Raw genomic sequence first — 20,265 nt, forward strand, 5'->3', positions numbered from 1 at the left:
CGTGTTTGGTGCTTATCACCCGCTACATGTCGTCGAGTCGATGCACCCCGTGCACCAGCCGAGTCAGGCGGGTCTGCTCCAGCCCGGCCAGATTCTCGAGCAAAGCGGTGGTGGCCGGTGTCGGGCACTCCCGGGCCAGATGACTCAGCTCGCCCACCAGCTGCTCTTCCCAGCGGCATACCTGAGTGACGATATCCTGAGTCTGGACTGATGCCGGCAGCTCGAAGCGGGTAATGGCAGGCAGCATATCCTCGCTGAAACTCTGGTTCAGCCAGGTCTCCCTGACCGCCTCTCCCAGTTGAGCGGCATATTCGTGCAGATGGGCACTGGCCGCATCCTCACGCCCTTGCAGATAGACCAGCAACATCCGGCTCCGTTCGTTGTCCACCTGACTGGTCAAACGCCCGTAACAGAGCCCGAGCTGGTGATGAACCTGTTCAAGATAGTGCAGCAACTCTTTGATCTGTTGGAATCTCATCGCACTGCCCTCCATGCTTGTCAGCATCATCAGTATAAAAAACAAGCGCCACCGACCCAATCCCTATCCGAGCCCCTCTTGCGCTGCATCAAGGTTGACGCCGACAAAGTGGCCGTCAGGTGATCCGGTCGCGAATAGGGAACGATTTGTGCAGCAATTTGTGTAACGATGGAGGAGCATCAGGCTCGATAGCCAATGTGGACAGATACGGGCTGACACACTAATAAAACCAGCATTTACCGTGTATAAACCATCTTTAATTCGGTTATCTGCCGCAGGGACGAAACAGGATCTGGAAGAGCAACAATACCATCCTGATCGTTATCCGCCTGACAGAAATCCTTATCACTTTTTTAGACGTCTAGACGTAAAAACATGCGTTGACACAGCCATCCGGACATCTTAGCATCATCCTCCATGATGACAGAGTAACCCAGTGGAACCTCTGCCCAATTTCCCCGCCTGTAGCGCCCTGTGCTTTAAGGCTGTTAGCACGGAAGAATCCATGATTAAGTTGATCGGTCTCAACAAAGTCTACGGTACAGGCAGTGACGCCGTGCACGCCCTGCGTGATGTGAGTCTGCATGTACCCCAAGGCAAAATTTTCGGGGTGATCGGTGCCTCCGGTGCCGGCAAGAGTACCCTCATTCGTTGTGTCAACCTGCTGGAGCGCCCGACAGAGGGTCAAGTCATCGTTGATGGCCAGGATCTGGTCGCCCTGAGCGAACGGGATCTGACCCAGGCTCGCCGCCAGATCGGGATGATTTTCCAGCACTTCAACCTGCTTGCCTCCCGCACCGTCTCCGCCAACATCGCCTTTCCGCTGGAGCTGGCGGGCTGGAGCAAAGAGAAGAGCCAGCAACGGGTTGCCGAGCTGCTGGCACTGGTCGGGCTGGAAGCCCGTGCCCAGGCCTATCCGTCCGAGCTTTCCGGCGGTCAGAAACAGCGCGTCGCCATTGCTCGCGCACTGGCACCAGCCCCCAAGGTACTGCTCTGCGACGAGGCCACCTCGGCCCTCGACCCGCAGACCACCCGCTCGATCCTGACCCTGCTCAAGGAGATCAACGTCAAGCTGGGGCTCACCATCCTGCTCATCACCCACGAGATGGATGTGGTGAAGGGGATCTGTGACGAAGTGGCCATCATCAGCGACGGCCGTCTGATCGAACAGGGCGAAGTGGCCTGGTTCTTCAGCAACGCCAAAACCCAGCTGGCACGTGACTTCATCCACTCCACCATCCATCTGGAGGTACCGCAGGAGTATCAGGATCGGATGAGCAGTGAGCGGGTGCCGAGCAGCTACCCGCTGGTGAAGCTCGGCTTTACCGGCAGCACGGTCGATACGCCGCTGATCTCCGAGGCGAGCCGCCGTTTCAATATCGACATCAGCATTCTGAGCGCAGACATCGAATACGCCGGAGGCGTCAAATTCGGTTTCCTGCTGGCCGAGCTGTTCGGGGATGAAGCCCAGTGCGAGGCGACCCAGCAGTTCCTCATCGACAACCACATTCAGCTGGAGGTAATGGGTTATGTCCGAAGCCATGATTAATCTGCTCATCACGGCCCTGGGCGACACCCTGATCATGGTGTTTGCCTCCGCTCTATTCGGCTGCCTGCTGGGTCTGCCGCTCGGCGTGGCGCTGCATGTGACCAAAGCCGGCCAGATCCTGGCCAACCCCCTGCTCAACCGTACTCTGGGCATGGTGGTCAACGTGGGTCGCTCGGTGCCCTTTATCATCCTGCTGGTCGCCATCATTCCGCTGACCCGGCTGATTGTCGGCACCAGTATCGGCACCATCGCCGCCATCGTGCCGCTGACTGTCGGTTGCATCCCTTTCATCGCCCGTCTGGTGGAAGGGGCCCTGATGGAGGTGCCGGACGGCCTGCTGGAAGCGGCTAAGGCGATGGGCGCCAAGCCGCTGCAAATTATCACCAAGGTGCTGCTGCCCGAGGCCCTGCCCGGCATCCTCAACAGTGTCACCATTACCCTCGTCACTCTGGTGAACTACTCGGCCATGGCCGGGGCTATCGGTGGCGGTGGTCTGGGGGATGTGGGTATTCGTTATGGTTATCAGCGCTTTGACCCGACCGTCATGCTGGTGACCGTGGTTATCCTGGTAGTACTGGTTCAACTTATCCAGAGCGCGGGTGAGCGCCTGGTCAACAAATGTGATCATCGTTAATCGTCGATTTCTGACAGGAGGTTTTATGAAATTTGGCATCAAATCCGTTGCGGCTGCCCTGCTGGCTGGTCTGGTTCTGGCCGGTTGCGGTCAAAAAGAAGAGAGCAAGGTTCTGAAAGTGGGTGCTATTGCCGGCCCGGAGACCGAACTGGTTGAAGTGGCTGCCAAGGTAGCCAAAGAGAAATACGGTCTGACAGTCGAGGTGGTCAACTTCTCCGACTACGTCACCCCGAACGTGGCGCTGAACGATGGCAGCATCGACGTCAACGCTTTCCAGCACAAACCCTATCTGGATGCGCAAGTACGTGATCGCGGCTTCAAGCTGGTGCCGGTTGGCAACACCTTCGTCTACCCGATTGCCGGTTACTCCAAGAAGATCAAGGCGCTGAGCGAGCTGCAAGATGGCGCCCAGATCGCGGTACCGAACGATCCGACCAACCTGGGCCGCTCCCTGATCCTGCTGGCCAAACAGGGTCTGATCACCCTGAAGGATGGCGCCGGTCTGGAAGCCACCGTGCTGGATATCGCCAGCAACCCGCGCAACTTCAAGATTGTCGAGCTGGAAGCAGCCCAGCTGCCGCGCTCGCTGGAAGATGTGGATCTGGCTATCATCAACAACACCTTCGCCGGTCAGATTGGTCTGACCCCGACCGAAAACGGCCTGTTTGTTGAAGACAAAGAGTCCCCGTACGTCAACCTGATCGTCGCCCGCGACAACAACAAGGATGACGAGAAGGTCAAACAGTTCGTACAAGCTTTCCAGACTGATGATGTCTACAAGAAAGGGTTGGAGCTGTTCAAAGGCGGCCTGGTAAAAGGTTGGTAATTGCTCACTCGGCAAAAAAGGCCACGCAATGCGTGGCCTTTTTTATTGGCGCCGCTATCATATCCGCGAGCACGGCAACACGAACATACTCATAACATGAAAAAATGGTATCTGGCCTACTGCAAGCCAAAAGAAGAGGCCCGCGCCCGCGCCCACCTCGATGCCCAGGGTATCGAATCCTATTACCCCATGGTGGAGATCGAGAAGCTGCGCCGGGGCAAGCGAGTTCCGGTACGGGAACCCATGTTCCCCAACTATCTGTTTATCTTCGTTGATTTGGAAGAGGTGACACCGGTCACCCTGAAATCGACCCGCGGCATCAGCCGGATCATCCACTTTGGCAGTGAATGGACCCCCATCAGCAGCAAGCTGGTCTATCAGCTGATGAGCCGCGATGATAGCGACGAGGCGAGAGCCAGCTACGCCAGCCTGCCCTGCTCGGGCGACAAGGTGCTGATTGAAGAGGGGCCGTTGGCAGGCTTCGAAGCCATCTATATGGAGCCGGATGGAGAGAAACGGGCGATTTTGCTGGTCAGCCTGCTCAACCGGGAGACCACCAGCAGCTTCGACAACCACACCTTCAGACGTCTGGACTAAACCCACGGGCCAGACGGCCCGGTGAATGGCAATAGCAATGGCGGGATGATCCCGTCATCTCACGCATCAAGATCAAAGCGTGCGATGACCGCCTTCAGCTTGCCGGTATCGCCAGCCAGTCTGGCTACGATCTCCTCCCCCTGCTGACTACGCTGACAGGATTGCCGACTGAGCGCGGCAATGTCGTCGACCGTCCCGGATACCTCGGCGGCCACCCGCGACTGCTGCTCGGTTGCCACAGAAATGGCCTCCAGCTGGCCCGACAGCGACTGTACCAGCTGGTTCATGGCACTCAGGGTATCGGTCACCAATCCAACTGCATCCCGCCCTTGCTCCACCAACCGGGTTCCGCTGCTGACGGTACTTACCGTCTGGCGAGTCTGCTGGGAGATGGCCGCAATAGTCTGGCTGATCTCGGCGGTGGATTGATGGGTGCGGGTTGCCAGCTGGCGAACCTCATCTGCCACCACCGCAAAACCACGCCCCTGCTCGCCTGCCCGCGCCGCTTCTATCGCCGCATTGAGTGCCAGCAGATTGGTCTGCTCGGCTATAGTGGCGATCACCTCGGTGATCTGCCCCACCTGTTCACTCTGATGCTCCAGCAGCCCCATGGCTTCGTTGGCCTGTCCAATCATGGCGGCAATCTGCTGCATGGTATCGCTCATTCGTGCCAGCGCAGCCTCTCCCTGAAGGGTCTGCTGCTTCACCTGATGGGCACCATCCGCCACACCGGCAATGTTGCCAGCCACATCACGAGCACTCACCGACATCTGATCGATAGCCGCCGCCACCGCATCAACCCGCTGATCCTGCTCCGTCAGATCCGCCACTATGGCTCTGGTGGTGCTGCCCACATCGAGACAGGCCACCTCGACCTGCCCCACTGCGCCCTGCAACTCCCCGACCAGATGATGTAACTGGGCAGACATCCGGTTGATGGAACCAGTCAATTCTCCCAACTCATCCTGCCCTGTGATTGGCAAGGGCTCGGCCGCCAGCCGGCCATCCGCAACCTGCCCCGCCCGGGTCACCAGACAGGCAATGTCACGGGTCAGACGGCGACTAAAGAGCCATGCGACCACCATGCCAAGCACGATGGCACTGCCGGTAGCCAACAGCAGTGTCTGGTTGATGGCCCTCCCGGCTCCGGTCATCTGCGCCGAAATCTGATCCACCTCGGCACGGGTTTTCCCCACCTGCTGGACCAACTGCTCGCTGAGGCTGGACTGCATCGGCTCGATGTCGGTGGCCATCAGGTAGTTTGCCTGATCCCAATCCGGTGCCTGGCGCTTCTCGATCACCTGCCCCACCAGCTCGGAGAAAGGGGTCGCCATCTCTTCAAACAGCTGCCAGAGGCTCTGCTGGGTGTCGGTAAAGAGCGCGGCTTGCTGTTTAACCTCAGCCACACGCTGCTGATGAAACTGGTAGTAATCCTGATACTTGCTGCGGTATTCGGGGTCACCTGAGATAAGAAAATCCCGCAGGGCAGAGAGGGCGTTGGCGAGGCTGTTGTAGGCATCCCCCACCTGTTTGAGCAGCATGCGGCGATCGCCGGAGAGTTGATCCTGCGGAGTGCCAACTTCTTCATTGGCAAAAGATTGCAGCTGATCGAGCGCAGCCTCCGCCAGCGGCCCCGCTTCCTGCAGCATCAGGGTGTGAGCGGGCAGATTCTCTTCGCTCTGAGCGATAGTCCACACCTTCTCCTGATGGCTTTTGAAGGTCTCGAGAGACTTGGCGAGCGCCGGACTGAACGCCTGATGGGCAATAGCCTGCCAGGCCGACTCCCACTCCTGCTTGAGGCGGGAAGCCTGAGCCGGATCCTTGCCGAGGATCAGATAGCCACGCAAGGCAGAAACGGTGGCAACCAGTGCCTTCTGGCTCGCCTCATCCCGCTGCAAAGCGGGCAGCGCCTGCTCCAACAAGGTGTGTTGGGCCTGATTGATCTGGGTCAGCCGGTAATAGACCAGCGTGGAGGAGAGCAGGATCAGCAGGTTGATAAAACCGAAGCTGAGCAGCAACTTGCTTGAGATTTTCATGAACATCCTTGTTCAAACGGAGGGATCCAGCCAACAGAATCAGATAGATATCAGTGTAGGCAATCTATCTTGCCAAGTCCGGTGCCAATTAGCCAATTCACTGCGCGGCATCGGGCGGGCAGAGAAAAATCCCTGACAGAGGTCGCAACCGAGTTGGGCCAGCACTCGCCAGGTTGCCTCATCCTCTACCCCTTCCGCCACCGACTTCAGCCCCAGCTTGCGGGCCAACTCGATACTGGACTCGATAATAGCCAAACGTGACGGATCGGCATGGCAGCGATCGACGAAGGAGCGATCCAGCTTGAGTTCGGTGAACGGCAACAGTGCCAGCTGCTGCATCGAGGAGTAACCGGTACCAAAATCATCGATGGAGAGGCCAAAGCCATGCATCCTTAGCCGGGTCAGCACCTCCAGAGACTTGCCCAGATCCTGTACGAATGCGCTCTCGGTCACCTCCAGAGTGATAAGCTCCGGATTGATACTCCAGCGCTTGCACTGATCAATCAATAAGTTGCAAAGATCCCCTTCAATGAGTGAGGTGGTGGAGAGGTTCATCGACAGATTGAGTGACAACCCGGTTTCCTCCCATAAATGGCCATCACTCAGAGATTTGCTGATGATCACCTCGGTCAACGGATCGATAAGCCCGTTGTGCTCCGCCAGTGAAATAAAACGCCCGGGTGGGATCAGGCCAAACTCGGGGTGTTGCCAGCGGGCCAGCGCCTCCATCCCGACCCATTCGCCGGATGCAAAACTCACCTTGGGCTGATACCAGGGCAACAATTGATCTTGTTCGATCGCCAGACGCAACTCATCGAGTCCTATTCTGTGCCCCTCTTCCTCCCTGACGGGTTCCTGTCGGGGTGACCAAGCCTGGATAAGCCGCTGGAGCTGCTGCGGCGTTGAGGGTTTCTCTATGCGACCAAGCACCTGCAAGCCATAAGCGGTACTCATGCGCAATACGGCTTCGACCACATCCCCCTCAAGCGCGCTGGAGAGGATAATGCCGCCCTGAAAACCACCCAGCGACAGGCGGCGCAACAGCGCCATGCCATCCATTCCGGGCATTCGCAGATCACAAAACAGGATATCGACGTTGTGTTGCTGGCTAAGCGCCAACGCCTCGACACCATCAACCGCTTCCAGCAGATTCTGGTAACCCAGGCTGCGGATCTGGTGCAGCAGCGCCTTGCGCTGAAATCCATGGTCTTCCACGACCATGATGACCAACTCATGTTGTGCTTTTTTCATCGAGCCATAATCCAATGTCGTGGGCAATCGCCGTCATCAACCTCTGCACAGTGCTGACAAGATCGTCAAGCTCGTCGAGCCGCTTCAATCGCGCAGCCGATTCCAGCATGGCAGCCTGGCTGGCAAGCTCCTCCAACCCGACCATTCGGGCAGCCCCCTTGATCCGGTGGGCGGTATCTACCAAGGCGCTGGCATCATGACAAATCAGTGCTGCCATCATGGCCTCGCCATCCTGCCGGTTGGAATCGAGATACTCCACCGCCATGGCTCGCGCGGTCAGCTCGTCACCAAACAGCGCCAACCAGCGCTCAGCCTGAGTGCCTGTAACCCCATCAACTGGAGCAACCGCGCTTCTGGTTGGCGTCCTCTCTGCCAGCCAGTGGGCCAGCATCTGGCGCAAGATATCCAGCGGGTAGGGCTTCAGTAGCATGTCACTCATGCCAGCCTCTACCATACGAGCACTCGCCTCTTCCGACGTATCTGCCGTTACCCCTATGATAGGAGCCGTCACTCCCGCAGCCCGCAGCGCCTTGGTCAGGGTATAACCATCCATCACCGGCATATGGCAATCAGTCAACAGCAGGGAGAATTGCTGCCCCTGCCAGGCCCGCAGAGCCTTCTCGCCATCTTCCACAACCTGAGCCTCGATACCAAGAATGGCCAACTGCCGTGCCAGCAAGGCACGATTGACCGGATGATCATCGGCCACCAATACTTTGCCACCCAGCTTCTCTGCAAGCGCAGGGAGGAGAGGTGTGACCCGCTCCTGTAGCAATTCGTGGCAACTCTCCAGCAGAAGATCCGGATAGAGAGGAGATAGACCCAGGCGCCACCATTTCTGTTCACCAATCCGACCCCGTAACGCCTCATCGGGTGACGCTATGATCCCCTTCAGCGCAGAGTGTTGCAGCCAGCTTTGCCATTCCCCCCCCAACGCTTGCTCAAGCCACCGTTGATCGGCCAACAGCAACCCTTCCAGTGAGCGACTGAGCTCACTGGCCCCCAAGTACCTGAGCTTGGCCCCCTGCCGTACCATGGCCGCTTCGAGGTTGGTGTCATCGCTGAAGAACCACCATTCAGTGTCAGCCAGAGCAGGGGGATCCCACTGCGGATTGGTAAGCGGTACGGTAAAACGGAAGCAGGAGCCCTCTCCTGCCTTGCTGGTCAGTGTCAGTGCCCCCCCCATTTTGCACACCAGCTGTTCACAGATTGCCAACCCCAGTCCGGTGCCACCAAAACGACGGTTGATATCTGACTCCACCTGCTCAAAAGGCGTGAACAGCAGCGCCTGCTTCTCTTCGGCGATCCCTATACCGGTGTCACTGACACTGATGGTCAGTTGCTCGCTCAGGTAGCTGACCCGGATAGTAATCCCCCCTTGTTCGGTAAACTTCACCGCATTGTTGAGCAGGTTGGAGATGACCTGACCGATACGCACCCCGTCGATGTCGGCCCAATCCGGCACATGATACTCCCACTCCAGCACCACGTTGAGCCCCTTGTTATGAGCCAGTGCCGCATGGCCACGAATGGCATCGCAGATCACCGTTTGCAACCGGCTGCTCTGGTAATTCAACTGCAACTGACCCGCTTCTATCTTGGAGAAATCGAGGATGTCATTGACCAGATAGAGCAGGTTGTTGGTCGAGGTGACCACATTGCGCACCATAAAACGCTGGTCGTCGTTGAGCTCGCTCATTTGCAGCAATTCGAGCATGCCATGCATGCCTGAAATGGGAGTGCGCAGCTCGTGGCTCATGGTTGCCAAAAAGCGGCTGCGAGCCTGCATCGCCTGCTCGGCATAGGCGCGAGCTTCGCGCAGCTCATATTCCTGTTGCTTGAGGGCCGTAATGTCCTGAATGACCCCATTGAGGATCAGCGCCTGCTGCTCCTGTCTGACAAAGTTGCCACGTACTTGCAGGTAGCGATCTCCCTCAGGTCGCTCCACCTTGACCTCCAGATCGAGGGGAGCCAGAGTCTCGGCATGATTGGCCACCTTGCTGACAAAATCCTGGAGCGCCTCTTCGGTAAAGCCAAATACCTCACCACCCGATTCGGCATTGAACAGGTCCTGCCGGGAAGCCCCGAGGATCTCGCTGGCCCCCTGAGAAGCATACAAAAACCTCCCTTTGCCGGGTCCTTGCCACAAATACTGATAGACCACCCCAGGCATGCTGTCGGTAATCTGGGTAAGGCGATTTTCAGCCTGACGGGCGCGCTCCTCCGCCTCCTTGAGCCGGCTCACATCGGTCAGTACCGTCAACACCCCCTGCATATTGCCATCCGGATCTCTATAGGGGCGTTTGGCATAGATAACATGGCAGGTCGTGCCATCGGCTCGCAGGTTGCTCCCGGCCCCCTCCAGATCCTGGCCGGTCTGCCACACCAAACGCTCTTCTTCCAACACACTGTTTCTGAGTGCCTCGGGCATGTTTTGCAGCTCCTCACTACTACTGCCAGCACCGAGGAAAGCATCGCGATAGGCCTGATTGCACAAGGTGATCCGCTGCTCGCTATCACGTAGCACCACCATGGTTGGCAGTGAGTTGAGCAAGGTCTGCACAAACAGCAACTGTTCGTTCAGCTTGTCCTCTGCGATTTTCCGCTGCGCAATCTGGCGACGCAAACTGCGAGCCCAGAGCATCACCAGTAAACCGCTGACGAGCAAGGCGCCCCCCCCCTATGGCCAACCACTTGTAAATCAGGGTGTAATCAGACTCGATATTGACCGACACATTGAGCCAGCGCCGTTCCAGCAGTTGCCATTCCTCATCCGTAATGGTCAGCAGCAACTTATCCATGATTCGGAGCAACTCGGGCTGAGCATTATCGACGGCCATGCTGATAGGTACGGAAAATTCGGGAGAGCTCAGCACCACCTGATACTTCTCATTGAAACCCTTCATCGCCTGCTGTCCCAGATTGGTCATGGTCAACAGCACATATTCGGCTCGCCCGGTGTCAAGCAAGGTCAGTAAATCGGCATCCTTGCCCACTTCGATAATATTGGCGCCCAGCGCGTGAATGAGAGAGGCTTCGTAAGAGCCCGTCACACCACCAATCAGACGCCCTTTCAGCTCGGCCAGCGATTTCAGCGGGCGGGCACCGTGTCTGGCTACGACATAGCTGTCGAACTTCAGATAGGAGGAGGTAAAAGAGGCAAAGGACTGACGATCCTTGAGCGGTGTCATCAAGGGAATAAGGTCCACTTTGTGCTCTTTCAGCAGTTTAAGTGACTCCTGCCAGGTATTTGTCGACGCCAGCTCAAAGCGGATCCCGGAGCGCAGACTCAATAACTTCATCAGGTCTGCCGTATAGCCATGCAATTCACCTTCGTCATCGATTTCACTGATGCCGGCAAATCCGGGGGCAACGGCGAACTTGATCACCTTGTTTCTCTGTTTCAGCCAATTGGCCTCATCTGGTTCCAGCAACAGACCTGCGTTGGCGCGTTCATTTTTCTGATGCAACCGTAATCGTGAGTCTGCAACAGGTATCCGTTGATATGCCTGCCAAAGCCTCTCGCTCAGCTCTGGCTGGCGGGAGCTGGTCGCCATCGTCAGCGTACTGCCAGAAAGCCACCCAGGAGCGACAACCCCCATTGATGCAGGCATTCTCTCCATCTTGAGGGAAACAATGGGTTCCAAATCAAGATATGCATCGACAGCCCCCAGCTTGACCATATAGGTCGCCTCGTTACGGCTCTCCAGCTCAGTTACATCAGAGATCCCCAAACGATCCAACTCATTGCAACTGCCAAACCCGCGAATACAGACCCAGCGTAACTTGCGCGCCTGATCCAGGGTCAATCGCTGATCCGGGGTATGCATTAAAATGGAGCGAGCATAAGAACCGATACTGCCAATAGGGTTTATCCCCTTCAATTCAAGAGCATTACGTTCGACCCCGATTAATGCATCAATCTGGCCGCCTTGGAGAGCAATCTGGGCATCCACGTAGGAGTTGTAGGGGATATAACGCAATGACACGCCCATTTCGGCTGCAATGCGCGAGGCCAGCTCCTTGAGCGGACCGGCATAACGCTGGTTGGGGAGTTGATAGATGAAAGGGAGATAGCCGCCACGGGGAACCCCGACCAGCAGCTCCTTTTGTGCGGAGATTTCGTTGCTTGTGCTCTCATCTTGCGGTTGGGGAGCCGCAACAGCCAACATGCCCGAAAGCAACAGCAAAATGGGAAGAAAAAGCTGACGAAAGAGTGGCATAAGGTCTTGTCCTGATAAGTAAAACAGATAGGGCTGCCACCTCTAATCTTGCAGATCCTGACGACGCAAGGCGAGAAAACAATCACAGCTGTTACAAAGAGGGCGGAGAGGATAATACTGAGTCACCAACATGTGAACCTGGAATCAACCATAAGATGGAAAAATGGCAGGCATGCAGCCTGCCATTTCACTAGCGAGGGGGATCTTATTCTCCCCCTCGCGATCAGGTTATTCGATTCCCGAGGCGGAAGCCAGTTTGATACTCCCGCTCGCGAACGAGGGCGATTTGACCCTGATATCCTTCCAGCCCGATATCCCTGAGCAGGGCGGGTGACAGATTGACCTGCACGAGACGACGCTCGACCCGGGCAATCCTTCTCTGGACCAGGGATTCAACACTGCGCAGTAAAACCAGTTCGATAGACATGACATTCTCCAGTTGAACATGCGGTTCTCCCGGAGAAAGTGGATATCACCCTGCGGGACGAACCGCGGGTGATAAAAAGACAGGGGTTACCTGTTTACGCCACGCGGTAAAAGAGCACGAGATTTCACGCCGCACGCAGTGCCGCGAGAGAATGCAATATTGAGCATCAGATGTTGCATTTTCGTCTCCTTACCGAGTAAAAGTTGAACAGGTTGCAGAAGTCTAAAAAATATCCGAATTTAAAACAAGCCTCTTGCGACTCCTTTTTAAACGTTTTTACGGCATTTTATGCTGCCCGACAGGGAGCTTGGGGCATCAGATCCCCGAGAGTAGCCGGTACTCTTCCAGTACATAGGTATCCGTCATGCCGCTGACATAATCGAGCAGCAGCCGCACCCGGTAATACCACTCCTGCTCGTTCTGGCAGGCAAAGCGCGGATCCGGGGTGGCGATCGCCAATCGATAGGCCTTGAGATGGCGGGCCGAGAGACGGTGATAGAGGCGGCGCGCAAAGAACAGCGCCTGACTCCCCTCCCCGGCCAGCAGACGGGCAAACTGTGGCGCTGGCAGCGCCAACAGGCAGGCATAACTGGTCAGCACCCCACGCAGCGCCGCATACCCCTCCAGCTCAAGCGCTTCCACCTCGGGGCGCATAAAGACCAGCTCGCGGGCCACCCGCTTGAGGATATCGAGCACCCGCGCCGCCGGCGCCTGACCGTGCAGCAGCGCTTGCGGATAGGATCCCTGCAAAATGGCCTGATGTTCGCTGACATAGCTCTGCGCCGCCAACGCCACCAGATCCCGGGTCAACAGCTGGCGAAAACGGGGGAAAAAGCCCCGACCACTGGCAAGCGCCTCATCCAGCAAGGTGCCCATGTAGTCACTCTGGTCAGCAGCTCGCAGTGCCGCCAGCAGTTCACCCTGAGTCAGGATCCTCCGATCTACCGCATCTTCCAGGTCGGCGATGCAGTAGGAGATATCATCGGCCGCCTCCATGATGTAGACCAGCGGATGACGACAGCCGGGGGCCAATCCCAGACTCTGGCCGAGGGCACGGTAGAGCGGCTGCTCGCTAAAGAAGATGCCCCGCTTGCTGCTCCAGCCATGATGCTGGCCATAGCTCACGCCGGGTTGCGGCTGCTGCGGGTATTTGCAGAGCGCCGCCAATTGTCCGAGCGTCAGGTTGAGCTCGTGCAGGCTGTGCACCAGTCGCAGACTCTGGGCATTACCATCAAACAGTTGCAGGTCCTGACGCAATTCCGCCCACTGGGCCGAAGGGGGCTGCGCCAGCACCTGCTGATAGAGGGGATCGAGCATCTCGCCGAGCCACTGGCTCATCACCTGCTCGCCAAAGTGGCCAAACGGCGGGTTGCCCACGTCATGAAGCAGGCAGGACATCTCTACCAGATTGATAAACGCCCCTTCACAGACCATCCCGGCAGGCAAGGCGGCCAGAATGCGGCGGCTGATCTGGCGACCGGTCTCCTGCACCTCCAGCGAGTGGGTGAGGCGGCTGCGCACCGAGGCCTTCACATCGAGCGGAAAGACCTGGGTCTTCTGTTGCAACCGGCGCACCGGTGCTGCCTGCACGATACGGGCGCGATCCTGCTCGGTCGCCTCCAGCAGATCCTCGTCCCCCCAGGAGTGGATGCGCGCGGGGGTAATCAAACGGCTATACATCTCGCAGCTCCTTGCCAGCAACTTCCATCAGACTCAAGACAACCTCCAGCCTCAAGACAGCAACCAGCGCCGCAGACGGGCGATATCGCCCGGATATTCCCGGCGCAGCGTCTCAATCCAGTCTTCCACGTTTTCCCACCAGGCGGGATGATCCGGGCTCTGGATCAGCTGGGCCGTCTGCTGCAAACGGCGCAGGCCAATGGAGCCTGCCGCCCCTTTTATCTTGTGTGCCTCTTCCACCACCCCAGCTTGATCCTTGGCAATCATGTTGGAGTCGAGCACCGCCATGTAGTCCGGCATCATCTTCTCGAACAGCTCAACGCTGGAGAGCAGCACCGGCTTGCCCACGGTATCGGCGTAATCGGTGAGGAAGGGCAAGTCCAGTAGCGCATCCTGATTGCCCGCATCCGCCTGCTCGTCCGCTTCATCCTCGGCCAGACCGGCAAACAGGTGGCCAATCACCTCCCGCACCGCTTTGGAGCCAAGCGGCTTGTTGATCACATCCTGCATGCCGTGATCCCGGTAGTACTGGCGATCGCCGGTGGAGTTGGCGGTGAGCGCCACCATGGGTGGCAGGCTGTCGCCATAACGCTCCAGCAGGGTTTTCGCCACATCGAAGCCGGTCATGTCCGGCAGCTGGATATCGAGCAAAATGAGGTCGAAATCATCCGGGTTGGCCATCGCCAACGCCTGGGTGCCGTCCCGTGCCACCTGCACCTGATGACCCAGCTTGCCCAGCAGGGCGCAGGCCACCGTCACGTTGAGCTCCACATCCTCCACCAGCAGGATATCGAGGGAGGGCATCTCCTCCTCCTGCTCTGGCAACACAGGCTCGGCGCAAGCTACCTCCAGCTCGGCGGTAAAGCAGGAGCCTTCGCCCGGATCGCTGTCCACATAGAGCTGGCCGCCCATCGCCTGCACCAGCTGACGGGAGACCGCGAGGCCAATGCCGGTGCCGGTGGCGTGCTTCTTGCCCTGCACCTGATAGTACATGGCGAAGATCTTCTCCTGCTGGGCACGCGGGATGCCGATGCCGGTATCCTCCACCTCGAAGTGCAGGGCCAGCTTACCCGGCTCATCGGCGGGATGGGAGAGACAACGCACGGTGACGCCCCCCTCATCGGTAAACTTGACCGCATTGCCCACCAGATTCCACAGCACCTGACGCAGGCGAGTACCGTCAGCCATCACGAATTGCGGCATGTCGCCATCCCGATCGAAATGGAGATAGAGCCCCTTCTGCTCCGCCTGAATGCGCGACAGGGTCTCCAGCTCGTCGAGGAAGGCAGGCAGGTCGATACGGGTTGGCGCAATTTCGAGGCGACGGCGATCGAGCTTGTCCAAGTCGATGATGTCGTTGAAGATATTGCCAAGGGTCACCGCACTCAGGTGAATGGTCTTGAGCTGCTGATGCTGGCTCGGGTCGAGTGGAGTATCCATCAGCATCCGGCTTAATCCCACGATGCCGTTGAGCGGGGTGCGCAACTCGTGGCTGATGGTGGAGATGAAGGTGGTCTTGTCGCGGCTCGCCTTCTCCAGTTTGTCCTGATACTGCTTGCGCTCGGTGATGTCGCGGCCAAAGCCGAGCAGGCCAAGTCGCTTGCCGAAGCGGTCGAAGAAGGGCACCTTACGCAGCTCGAAGTAGGCTTTGCGGCCATCGGGATACTCCAGCCACTGCTCGTAGGTGAGCGGCTCGTTGCTGGCAAAGACCTGCTTGTCGGTCTCCACCACCTTGTTGGCAATCTCCTGCTTGTAGACATCGAACGGGGTCAGACCAATCAGCTCGGCCTCCACCTTGCCGGTCAGCTCCTCCATGGCGCGGTTGCAGCCGGAGAACTGCTCATCCTCGTTGCGGTAGTAGACCAGATCCGGGGAGCAGTCGATAAAGGAGCGCAGCAGCGCGGTGCGCTCCCCCAGATGGAGCTGGGCTTTCTCCCGCTGGAACACTTCGTTCTCGAGATCCTCGATAGCCTGCAGACGCAGACTCTCGGCCCGGTTGGTCTCGGCCATCTGGGCGTTGAGGCGGCTGATGTTCTCCTGCAGCTGGGTATTGAGCTCCAGATCCCGCTCGCGCATATCTTGCAGCTTGCGCACCATCCGGCTCAGTCGCTGACGGGAATCCTCCAGCTGATCCACCACGATGGAGAGAAAATAGACCGCCCAGGGGGTCACCAGCAGGCCAAAAAACACCGAGCGAACGAAGTCGATCACATCGATATTGCCACGCAAGAACAGGGTCACCCCCATCTGGATGGCGACCGCCAGCACGATAATGCCCGCCGCCAGGAACATGCTGAAGCGCACCAGTCCCAGCTTGGTCATCAGATCGACATAATATTGCGCCCAGGATTTAATCTGTTTCATCTTATTATTTTCCCCCGATATTCGCGGTACAGAATACCAGCACACTAGATTGAACTCTTCTTATCTCGCACAATTAATTAACGATTCGCCGAATCAAATGAGTGGGTTAGGATAATTGGCAATATTGAGTCAGTTACCATTAAGGTTTTTTCTTTATACTCACCGGCCGAAAAATTCATACCCGTTTAATTTAGGAGTTATCTGATGCGTAACATCACCTTGCTAGGCCTGGGCCTGCTGGTCGCAAATAGTGCTTATGCTGATTTGGGCGAAATTCCCAAGGAGTCTGGCTGGTCCGGTTTCCTGCTTGGCGGGGTCAGTGTCATCAATTACGAATCGAATTTTTATAGTGGTGATGATGAAAACCGCCGCCTGAGTGGACTGGGCAGTCCCGAGAGCAGCTCCGCCGTTGCCCCGCTGCTCAACGCAGATATCCGCTACACCTTTGCCGATACCCGCACCCAGGTCTTCCTCGGTAACCTGATCCAGGATGCCATCCGTTTCGACTTCACCCAGCAGCTCGGTATCCGTCAGGAGATGAGCGACAAGGGCATCGTAGCTGGCTCCGTGGTCTTTAATGCCATGCCGACCGAGCAGTGGAGCGATCCCTTCGCCGTAGGCGTTGATCGCCAATCGACCGATATCAAGTCAAAAGGGGTGCGCTTCGCCTGGGACAGCATCTGGGGTAGCAACTTCAATGGCAGCCTGACCACCCGCAACATCGAGGTGGATGAGGAGCGCAGCGGCAGCCAGTACGGCGCCGATACTGCCGCCAAGCTGGATCGCAACGGCAAAATCCACGCCCTCGACCTCTCCTACAAATGGCAGCTGGCCCCCGGGCAGATGCTGGAGCCAGCCTTTATCTACCGCCAAGCCGATCTGGATGGCAGCGCCCAAAGCTACAAGAGCAATGGCCTGCAGTTGACCTACGGCATGCGCGCTTCCCAGTGGTCTTTCGTCAGCAACGCCTATCTGGGTCAGACCAAATATGATGAGGCCAACCCGATCTTTGGCCAAAACGCCGACTCCGACGAGTTTGCCCTGACCGGCACCTTCTTCTGGCACCGCCTGTTCGGTATTGCGCCGCTCTCCGCAACCTTTACCGCTGGCTACGCCAAGTCCGATTCCGACATCAACTTCTACGATTCTGAATCCGTGATGTTCAACACCGGCCTGCTCTACAACTTCTAACGACGGTTGTGCGCACCGATACAACAAGGCCACCCGAAGGTGGCCTTGTTGCTATCCGGCGTTTGCCTCAAATACCCAGGGAGTCGAGCAGATCGTCGTGATCGTTGGCGACCGGGGCCGCAGCCTGAGCCGGCTTGGCGGCATCCTGCTTGGCCTGGGCGATCAGCGCATCGGGATCCAGCTCTTCATGCTCCATCCCCTCATTGTGGATGCGGATGAACTCGGTTTTGTCCATCGCCAGCTCCAGATAGAAGATGTTGTTGCGGGCGGTGAAGAAGGTGACGCGGCGGGACTCCGGGCTGTCGAGATTGGTATCGACGCTCAGCATCACCTGCTTGTTGAGGGCCAGCATCTTCGGCTGGTTCTGGGTGATGTGGGTCTGCAGATCCCGGCCCACCTTGACGGTAAAGCTGCCGACGATCTGGTTCATCAACTCGCCCATCACATTGCTCACCTCGTCAGAGGTGTGGGAGATAGCGAGATCCTCTTTGGAGAGTCCCATGCTGAGCATGTAGCTCTCGTACAGCTCCATGGCGGCGGCGGCGGAGAAGTTGATCACCACCAGACCGGAAAAACCGCCATCGAACAGCACGAAACAGCCGATATCCGGCTTGAGGCAGGTCTTGCTGATCCGCTGCACCATGCCGGAAAACCGCACCTGACTCATGGTCGCGGCACTCAAAACGTCCGTCACCGAGTTGCACAGGCTGAGCAGCACATCCTCTGTGGTCAATACGGCATCGTCATCGGATCTTGTCACTATCATGGGACCTTCCTGAACATCGAAAATGGGCTTATCTATACCATAACTCTAACAGATGGCGCGGCCCGGAGACTGAAATAGCGACACGCCTCTCAGTTGACTCCGTTATCAGCAGCCACAGGGGTGAAACCGCTCAGCTTGGCGAGTCGGGCACGCCATATATCGACCTGCTTGGCCAAAACTTGTGGCTCATAAGGCACGACCGGATGAGCTCCCCAGATGGGGCCGGGCCAGGCGCGATCCGTCGCAAAGCGGGCGACATGGTGAAGGTGGAGTTGCGGCACCAGATTGCCCAGCGCCCCTATGTTGATCTTGTCCGGGCTGAGGGCCTGTTCCATCAGGGCGGCGACTGCGCAGGACTCCTGCATCAGCTGTTGCTGCTGCTCCGGCGCCAGATGGTGAATTTCCCGCAGGTTGGCTACTCGCGGTACCAGGATCAGCCAGGGATACTGGCTGTCTTTGGCCAGCAAGACACGGCAGAGGGGCAGATCCCCGAGCCACCGGGTATCTGCCTGCAGGCGTGAATGCAATTCAAACATGAAAACCTCGTTGAGTACGATGAACAGTGCGCCTGAAAAAGGAGTGTCCACGTTACTGCAACGGGCAGAAAACTTAAAGCTGCGGCACGGCCCAACTGATAAAGCGCTTGCGCAGGGCCGGATCGGCCTGAAGGAACAGCTGCTGCAACTGCCCTTCCAGCTCGCTGGCTGCCACAACGGGTTGGCCCCCACTGGATAGCGTAGCCGTTGGTTGTGTAGGCACAGCGACGGCCGTCAGCGCCGCCTTGCCGCCGCTGCGGTTGTATTCAGCCAGTTTGCCGTTCCAATCCACCCCAAGCAGCATGCCGCTGGTCGCCAGCACATCCTGCTGGATGGCAAGCGCGCGGCCATTCTCCTGCAACTCCACCACAGGAGCCTTGGCATAGGCCTGCATCCCCCGCTCGTCTCCCGGTACGCTGGCCGTCAGCTGCAAATGCTGATTGCTGCCCTGATAGCGCACCACCTGCGGCTCGGAGCGTACCTGCCGATCATTCTCGCTGCTGCTGCGACTGGGGATCACCCCCTCGAAGCGCACCAGCAGTTGCTGCTCGCCATCCGCCAGGGTGGCATGCTGCTCGTCCTGCAAGGTGCCGTTGCTCACCGCGAGGATGCGGAAATTCTCCGGCACCTTCACTTCCACCATGGCCTGCACACTGCCAGCCCCCAACACTGCACAGAGCAGCACAAACCCGGTCAACCCTCTATTGCTCTTCATTCCCGCTGATCTTCCTGATGCCGATGATGGGCGCAGGGTAGCAGCCGAAGATGACAGAAAAATAACGCCGCTCAGAGCAGGTAGTGGGGTCGCTCGGCAAACCACTGGGCCAGCACCTGCTTGAACAGCCTGATCTTGCGCGGCACCCGCCGCTGCTGGGCATGCAGTACATGGAGCTGATGCAGCCCGCTCTGCCACTCGTCGAGCACGGTCACCAGCTCTCCTGCCGTCAGCTGCGATTCCACCAGCATCAGCGGGCACTTGGCATAGCCCATACCGGCGCGCGCCAATTGCAACACAGTGCTGTAGTGGTTTGCCCGTACCTTGCCCTGCACCAGAATGTGGGCCTCTTCCCCCTCACGGATAAAGTGCCACTGCTCCCAAGCCGGATTGTGTCCCTGCAACAGGCAGCTGCGCCCGCTCAGCTCATAGGGAGTGGCGGGACGCCCCTCTCGCGCCACCAGTGCGGGGCTGGCCACCACCACATCCTTCAGCCGCCCCAGCGGCAGGGCCACCAGATTGTCCGGCACCTCGTTCATGGCGCGCAGGGCGATGTCGTTTTCCCCCTGACTCATGTCGACCATCTGGTTGGTGAAGTTGAGCTCCACCTCCACTCCCGGGCAGAGCACGGCAAAGCTGGCCAGCAGCTCGCTCACCATGCGATCGCCGGTACTGACCGGGCAGGTAAAACGCAGCCGTCCGCCATCCTCTTCGGTCAGCGCCTGAATATCCAGCTCCGCTTGCCGCGCCAGCGCGAAGATCTCCCCCGCCTGCTGGTAGAGGGTCTTGCCCGCCTCGGTCAGACTGAGGCGGCGGGTGGTACGCTGCAACAGTTGTGCATTGAGGGAGGTCTCCAGCGCGCTGACATGGCGGCTCAGCATCCCCTTGCTGACCCCCAGCGTATCGGCAGCAGCCGAGAAACTGCCGCGCAGCACCACTTCGTAAAAGCTGGCCAGATGGGTGATATCCATCATTAGCTCCAATATGGAAAC

15 protein-coding genes and 1 pseudogene are annotated in these 20,265 nt (G+C 58.2%); 5 read left to right on the forward strand and 11 right to left on the reverse strand.

The genetic code is table 11. The annotated features are described in order from the left end of the window. Positions 1 to 22: 22 nt before the first annotated feature. Complete coding sequence (locus A9G06_RS16190; protein WP_021231947.1) at positions 23 to 478, reverse strand: hypothetical protein; 456 nt, start codon at positions 476 to 478, stop codon at positions 23 to 25. Between the two features lie 505 nt (positions 479 to 983). On the opposite strand from A9G06_RS16190, the gene metN reads away from it, so the two are divergent. From metN to rfaH, 4 genes are all read left to right on the forward strand, one after another. Next, positions 984 to 2,027, forward strand: coding sequence for a methionine ABC transporter ATP-binding protein MetN (gene metN / locus A9G06_RS16195; RefSeq protein ID WP_069555858.1), 1,044 nt, complete (start codon positions 984 to 986; stop codon positions 2,025 to 2,027). Continuing rightward, positions 2,008 to 2,661, forward strand: a complete 654-nt coding sequence (locus tag A9G06_RS16200) for a methionine ABC transporter permease (protein WP_005339070.1) — start codon at positions 2,008 to 2,010, stop codon at positions 2,659 to 2,661. The genes metN and A9G06_RS16200 overlap by 20 nt, the downstream gene beginning before the upstream one ends. A gap of 25 nt (positions 2,662 to 2,686) precedes the next feature. Continuing rightward, positions 2,687 to 3,487: a methionine ABC transporter substrate-binding lipoprotein MetQ gene (gene metQ / locus A9G06_RS16205; RefSeq protein WP_005339072.1), complete on the forward strand. Its 801-nt coding sequence runs from the start codon at positions 2,687 to 2,689 to the stop codon at positions 3,485 to 3,487. Between the two features lie 96 nt (positions 3,488 to 3,583). Continuing rightward, positions 3,584 to 4,084 (forward strand): transcription/translation regulatory transformer protein RfaH, encoded by a 501-nt coding sequence (gene rfaH / locus A9G06_RS16210; protein ID WP_005339074.1) that lies wholly within the window; start codon positions 3,584 to 3,586, stop codon positions 4,082 to 4,084. Between the two features lie 59 nt (positions 4,085 to 4,143). On the opposite strand, the gene A9G06_RS16215 is transcribed toward rfaH, so the two are convergent. From A9G06_RS16215 to arcB, 6 genes and pseudogenes are all read right to left on the reverse strand, one after another. After that, on the reverse strand, positions 4,144 to 6,120 hold the full coding sequence (locus A9G06_RS16215; protein ID WP_069555859.1) for a methyl-accepting chemotaxis protein: 1,977 nt from the start codon (positions 6,118 to 6,120) through the stop codon (positions 4,144 to 4,146). Positions 6,121 to 6,159: 39 nt separating this feature from the next. Next, a complete protein-coding gene (locus tag A9G06_RS16220) occupies positions 6,160 to 7,371 on the reverse strand; it encodes an EAL domain-containing response regulator (RefSeq protein WP_069555860.1) in 1,212 nt (403 codons plus the stop codon). Further along, positions 7,352 to 11,594: pseudogene (locus tag A9G06_RS22570) on the reverse strand (transporter substrate-binding domain-containing protein). Before A9G06_RS22570 ends, A9G06_RS16220 begins: the two are co-directional and overlap by 20 nt. Positions 11,595 to 11,817: 223 nt before the next feature. Continuing rightward, on the reverse strand, positions 11,818 to 12,021 hold the full coding sequence (locus tag A9G06_RS16230; RefSeq protein ID WP_005349248.1) for a hypothetical protein: 204 nt from the start codon (positions 12,019 to 12,021) through the stop codon (positions 11,818 to 11,820). Positions 12,022 to 12,336: 315 nt separating this feature from the next. Then, complete coding sequence (gene dgt, locus A9G06_RS16235) at positions 12,337 to 13,701, reverse strand: dGTPase (RefSeq protein WP_069555861.1); 1,365 nt, start codon at positions 13,699 to 13,701, stop codon at positions 12,337 to 12,339. 51 nt (positions 13,702 to 13,752) lie between these two features. Then, a complete protein-coding gene (gene arcB / locus A9G06_RS16240) occupies positions 13,753 to 16,065 on the reverse strand; it encodes an aerobic respiration two-component sensor histidine kinase ArcB (RefSeq protein WP_069555862.1) in 2,313 nt (770 codons plus the stop codon). 204 nt (positions 16,066 to 16,269) lie between these two features. Here arcB and A9G06_RS16245 point away from each other — a divergent pair, with 204 nt between their 5' ends. Next, positions 16,270 to 17,256, forward strand: coding sequence for a DUF2860 family protein (locus tag A9G06_RS16245; RefSeq protein ID WP_069555863.1), 987 nt, complete (start codon positions 16,270 to 16,272; stop codon positions 17,254 to 17,256). A gap of 67 nt (positions 17,257 to 17,323) precedes the next feature. On the opposite strand, the gene A9G06_RS16250 is transcribed toward A9G06_RS16245, so the two are convergent. The 4 genes from A9G06_RS16250 to A9G06_RS16265 all read right to left on the reverse strand — a co-directional run bounded on the left by A9G06_RS16250 (position 17,324) and on the right by A9G06_RS16265 (position 20,244). Beyond that, a complete protein-coding gene (locus A9G06_RS16250) occupies positions 17,324 to 18,022 on the reverse strand; it encodes a DUF3334 family protein (RefSeq protein ID WP_005339098.1) in 699 nt (232 codons plus the stop codon). Positions 18,023 to 18,111: 89 nt separating this feature from the next. Next, positions 18,112 to 18,558 carry an HIT domain-containing protein gene (locus tag A9G06_RS16255; RefSeq protein ID WP_069555864.1) on the reverse strand — a complete coding sequence of 149 codons (447 nt, stop codon included), beginning with the start codon at positions 18,556 to 18,558 and terminating at the stop codon, positions 18,112 to 18,114. A 73-nt stretch (positions 18,559 to 18,631) separates the two neighbouring features. After that, positions 18,632 to 19,273, reverse strand: coding sequence for a DUF2057 domain-containing protein (locus A9G06_RS16260; protein ID WP_069555865.1), 642 nt, complete (start codon positions 19,271 to 19,273; stop codon positions 18,632 to 18,634). A 71-nt stretch (positions 19,274 to 19,344) separates the two neighbouring features. Then, a complete protein-coding gene (locus A9G06_RS16265) occupies positions 19,345 to 20,244 on the reverse strand; it encodes a LysR family transcriptional regulator (RefSeq protein ID WP_069555866.1) in 900 nt (299 codons plus the stop codon). Positions 20,245 to 20,265 lie beyond the last annotated feature (21 nt).

Source organism: Aeromonas sp. DNP9 (assembly GCF_001728955.1).
GTDB lineage: Bacteria > Pseudomonadota > Gammaproteobacteria > Enterobacterales > Aeromonadaceae > Aeromonas > Aeromonas veronii.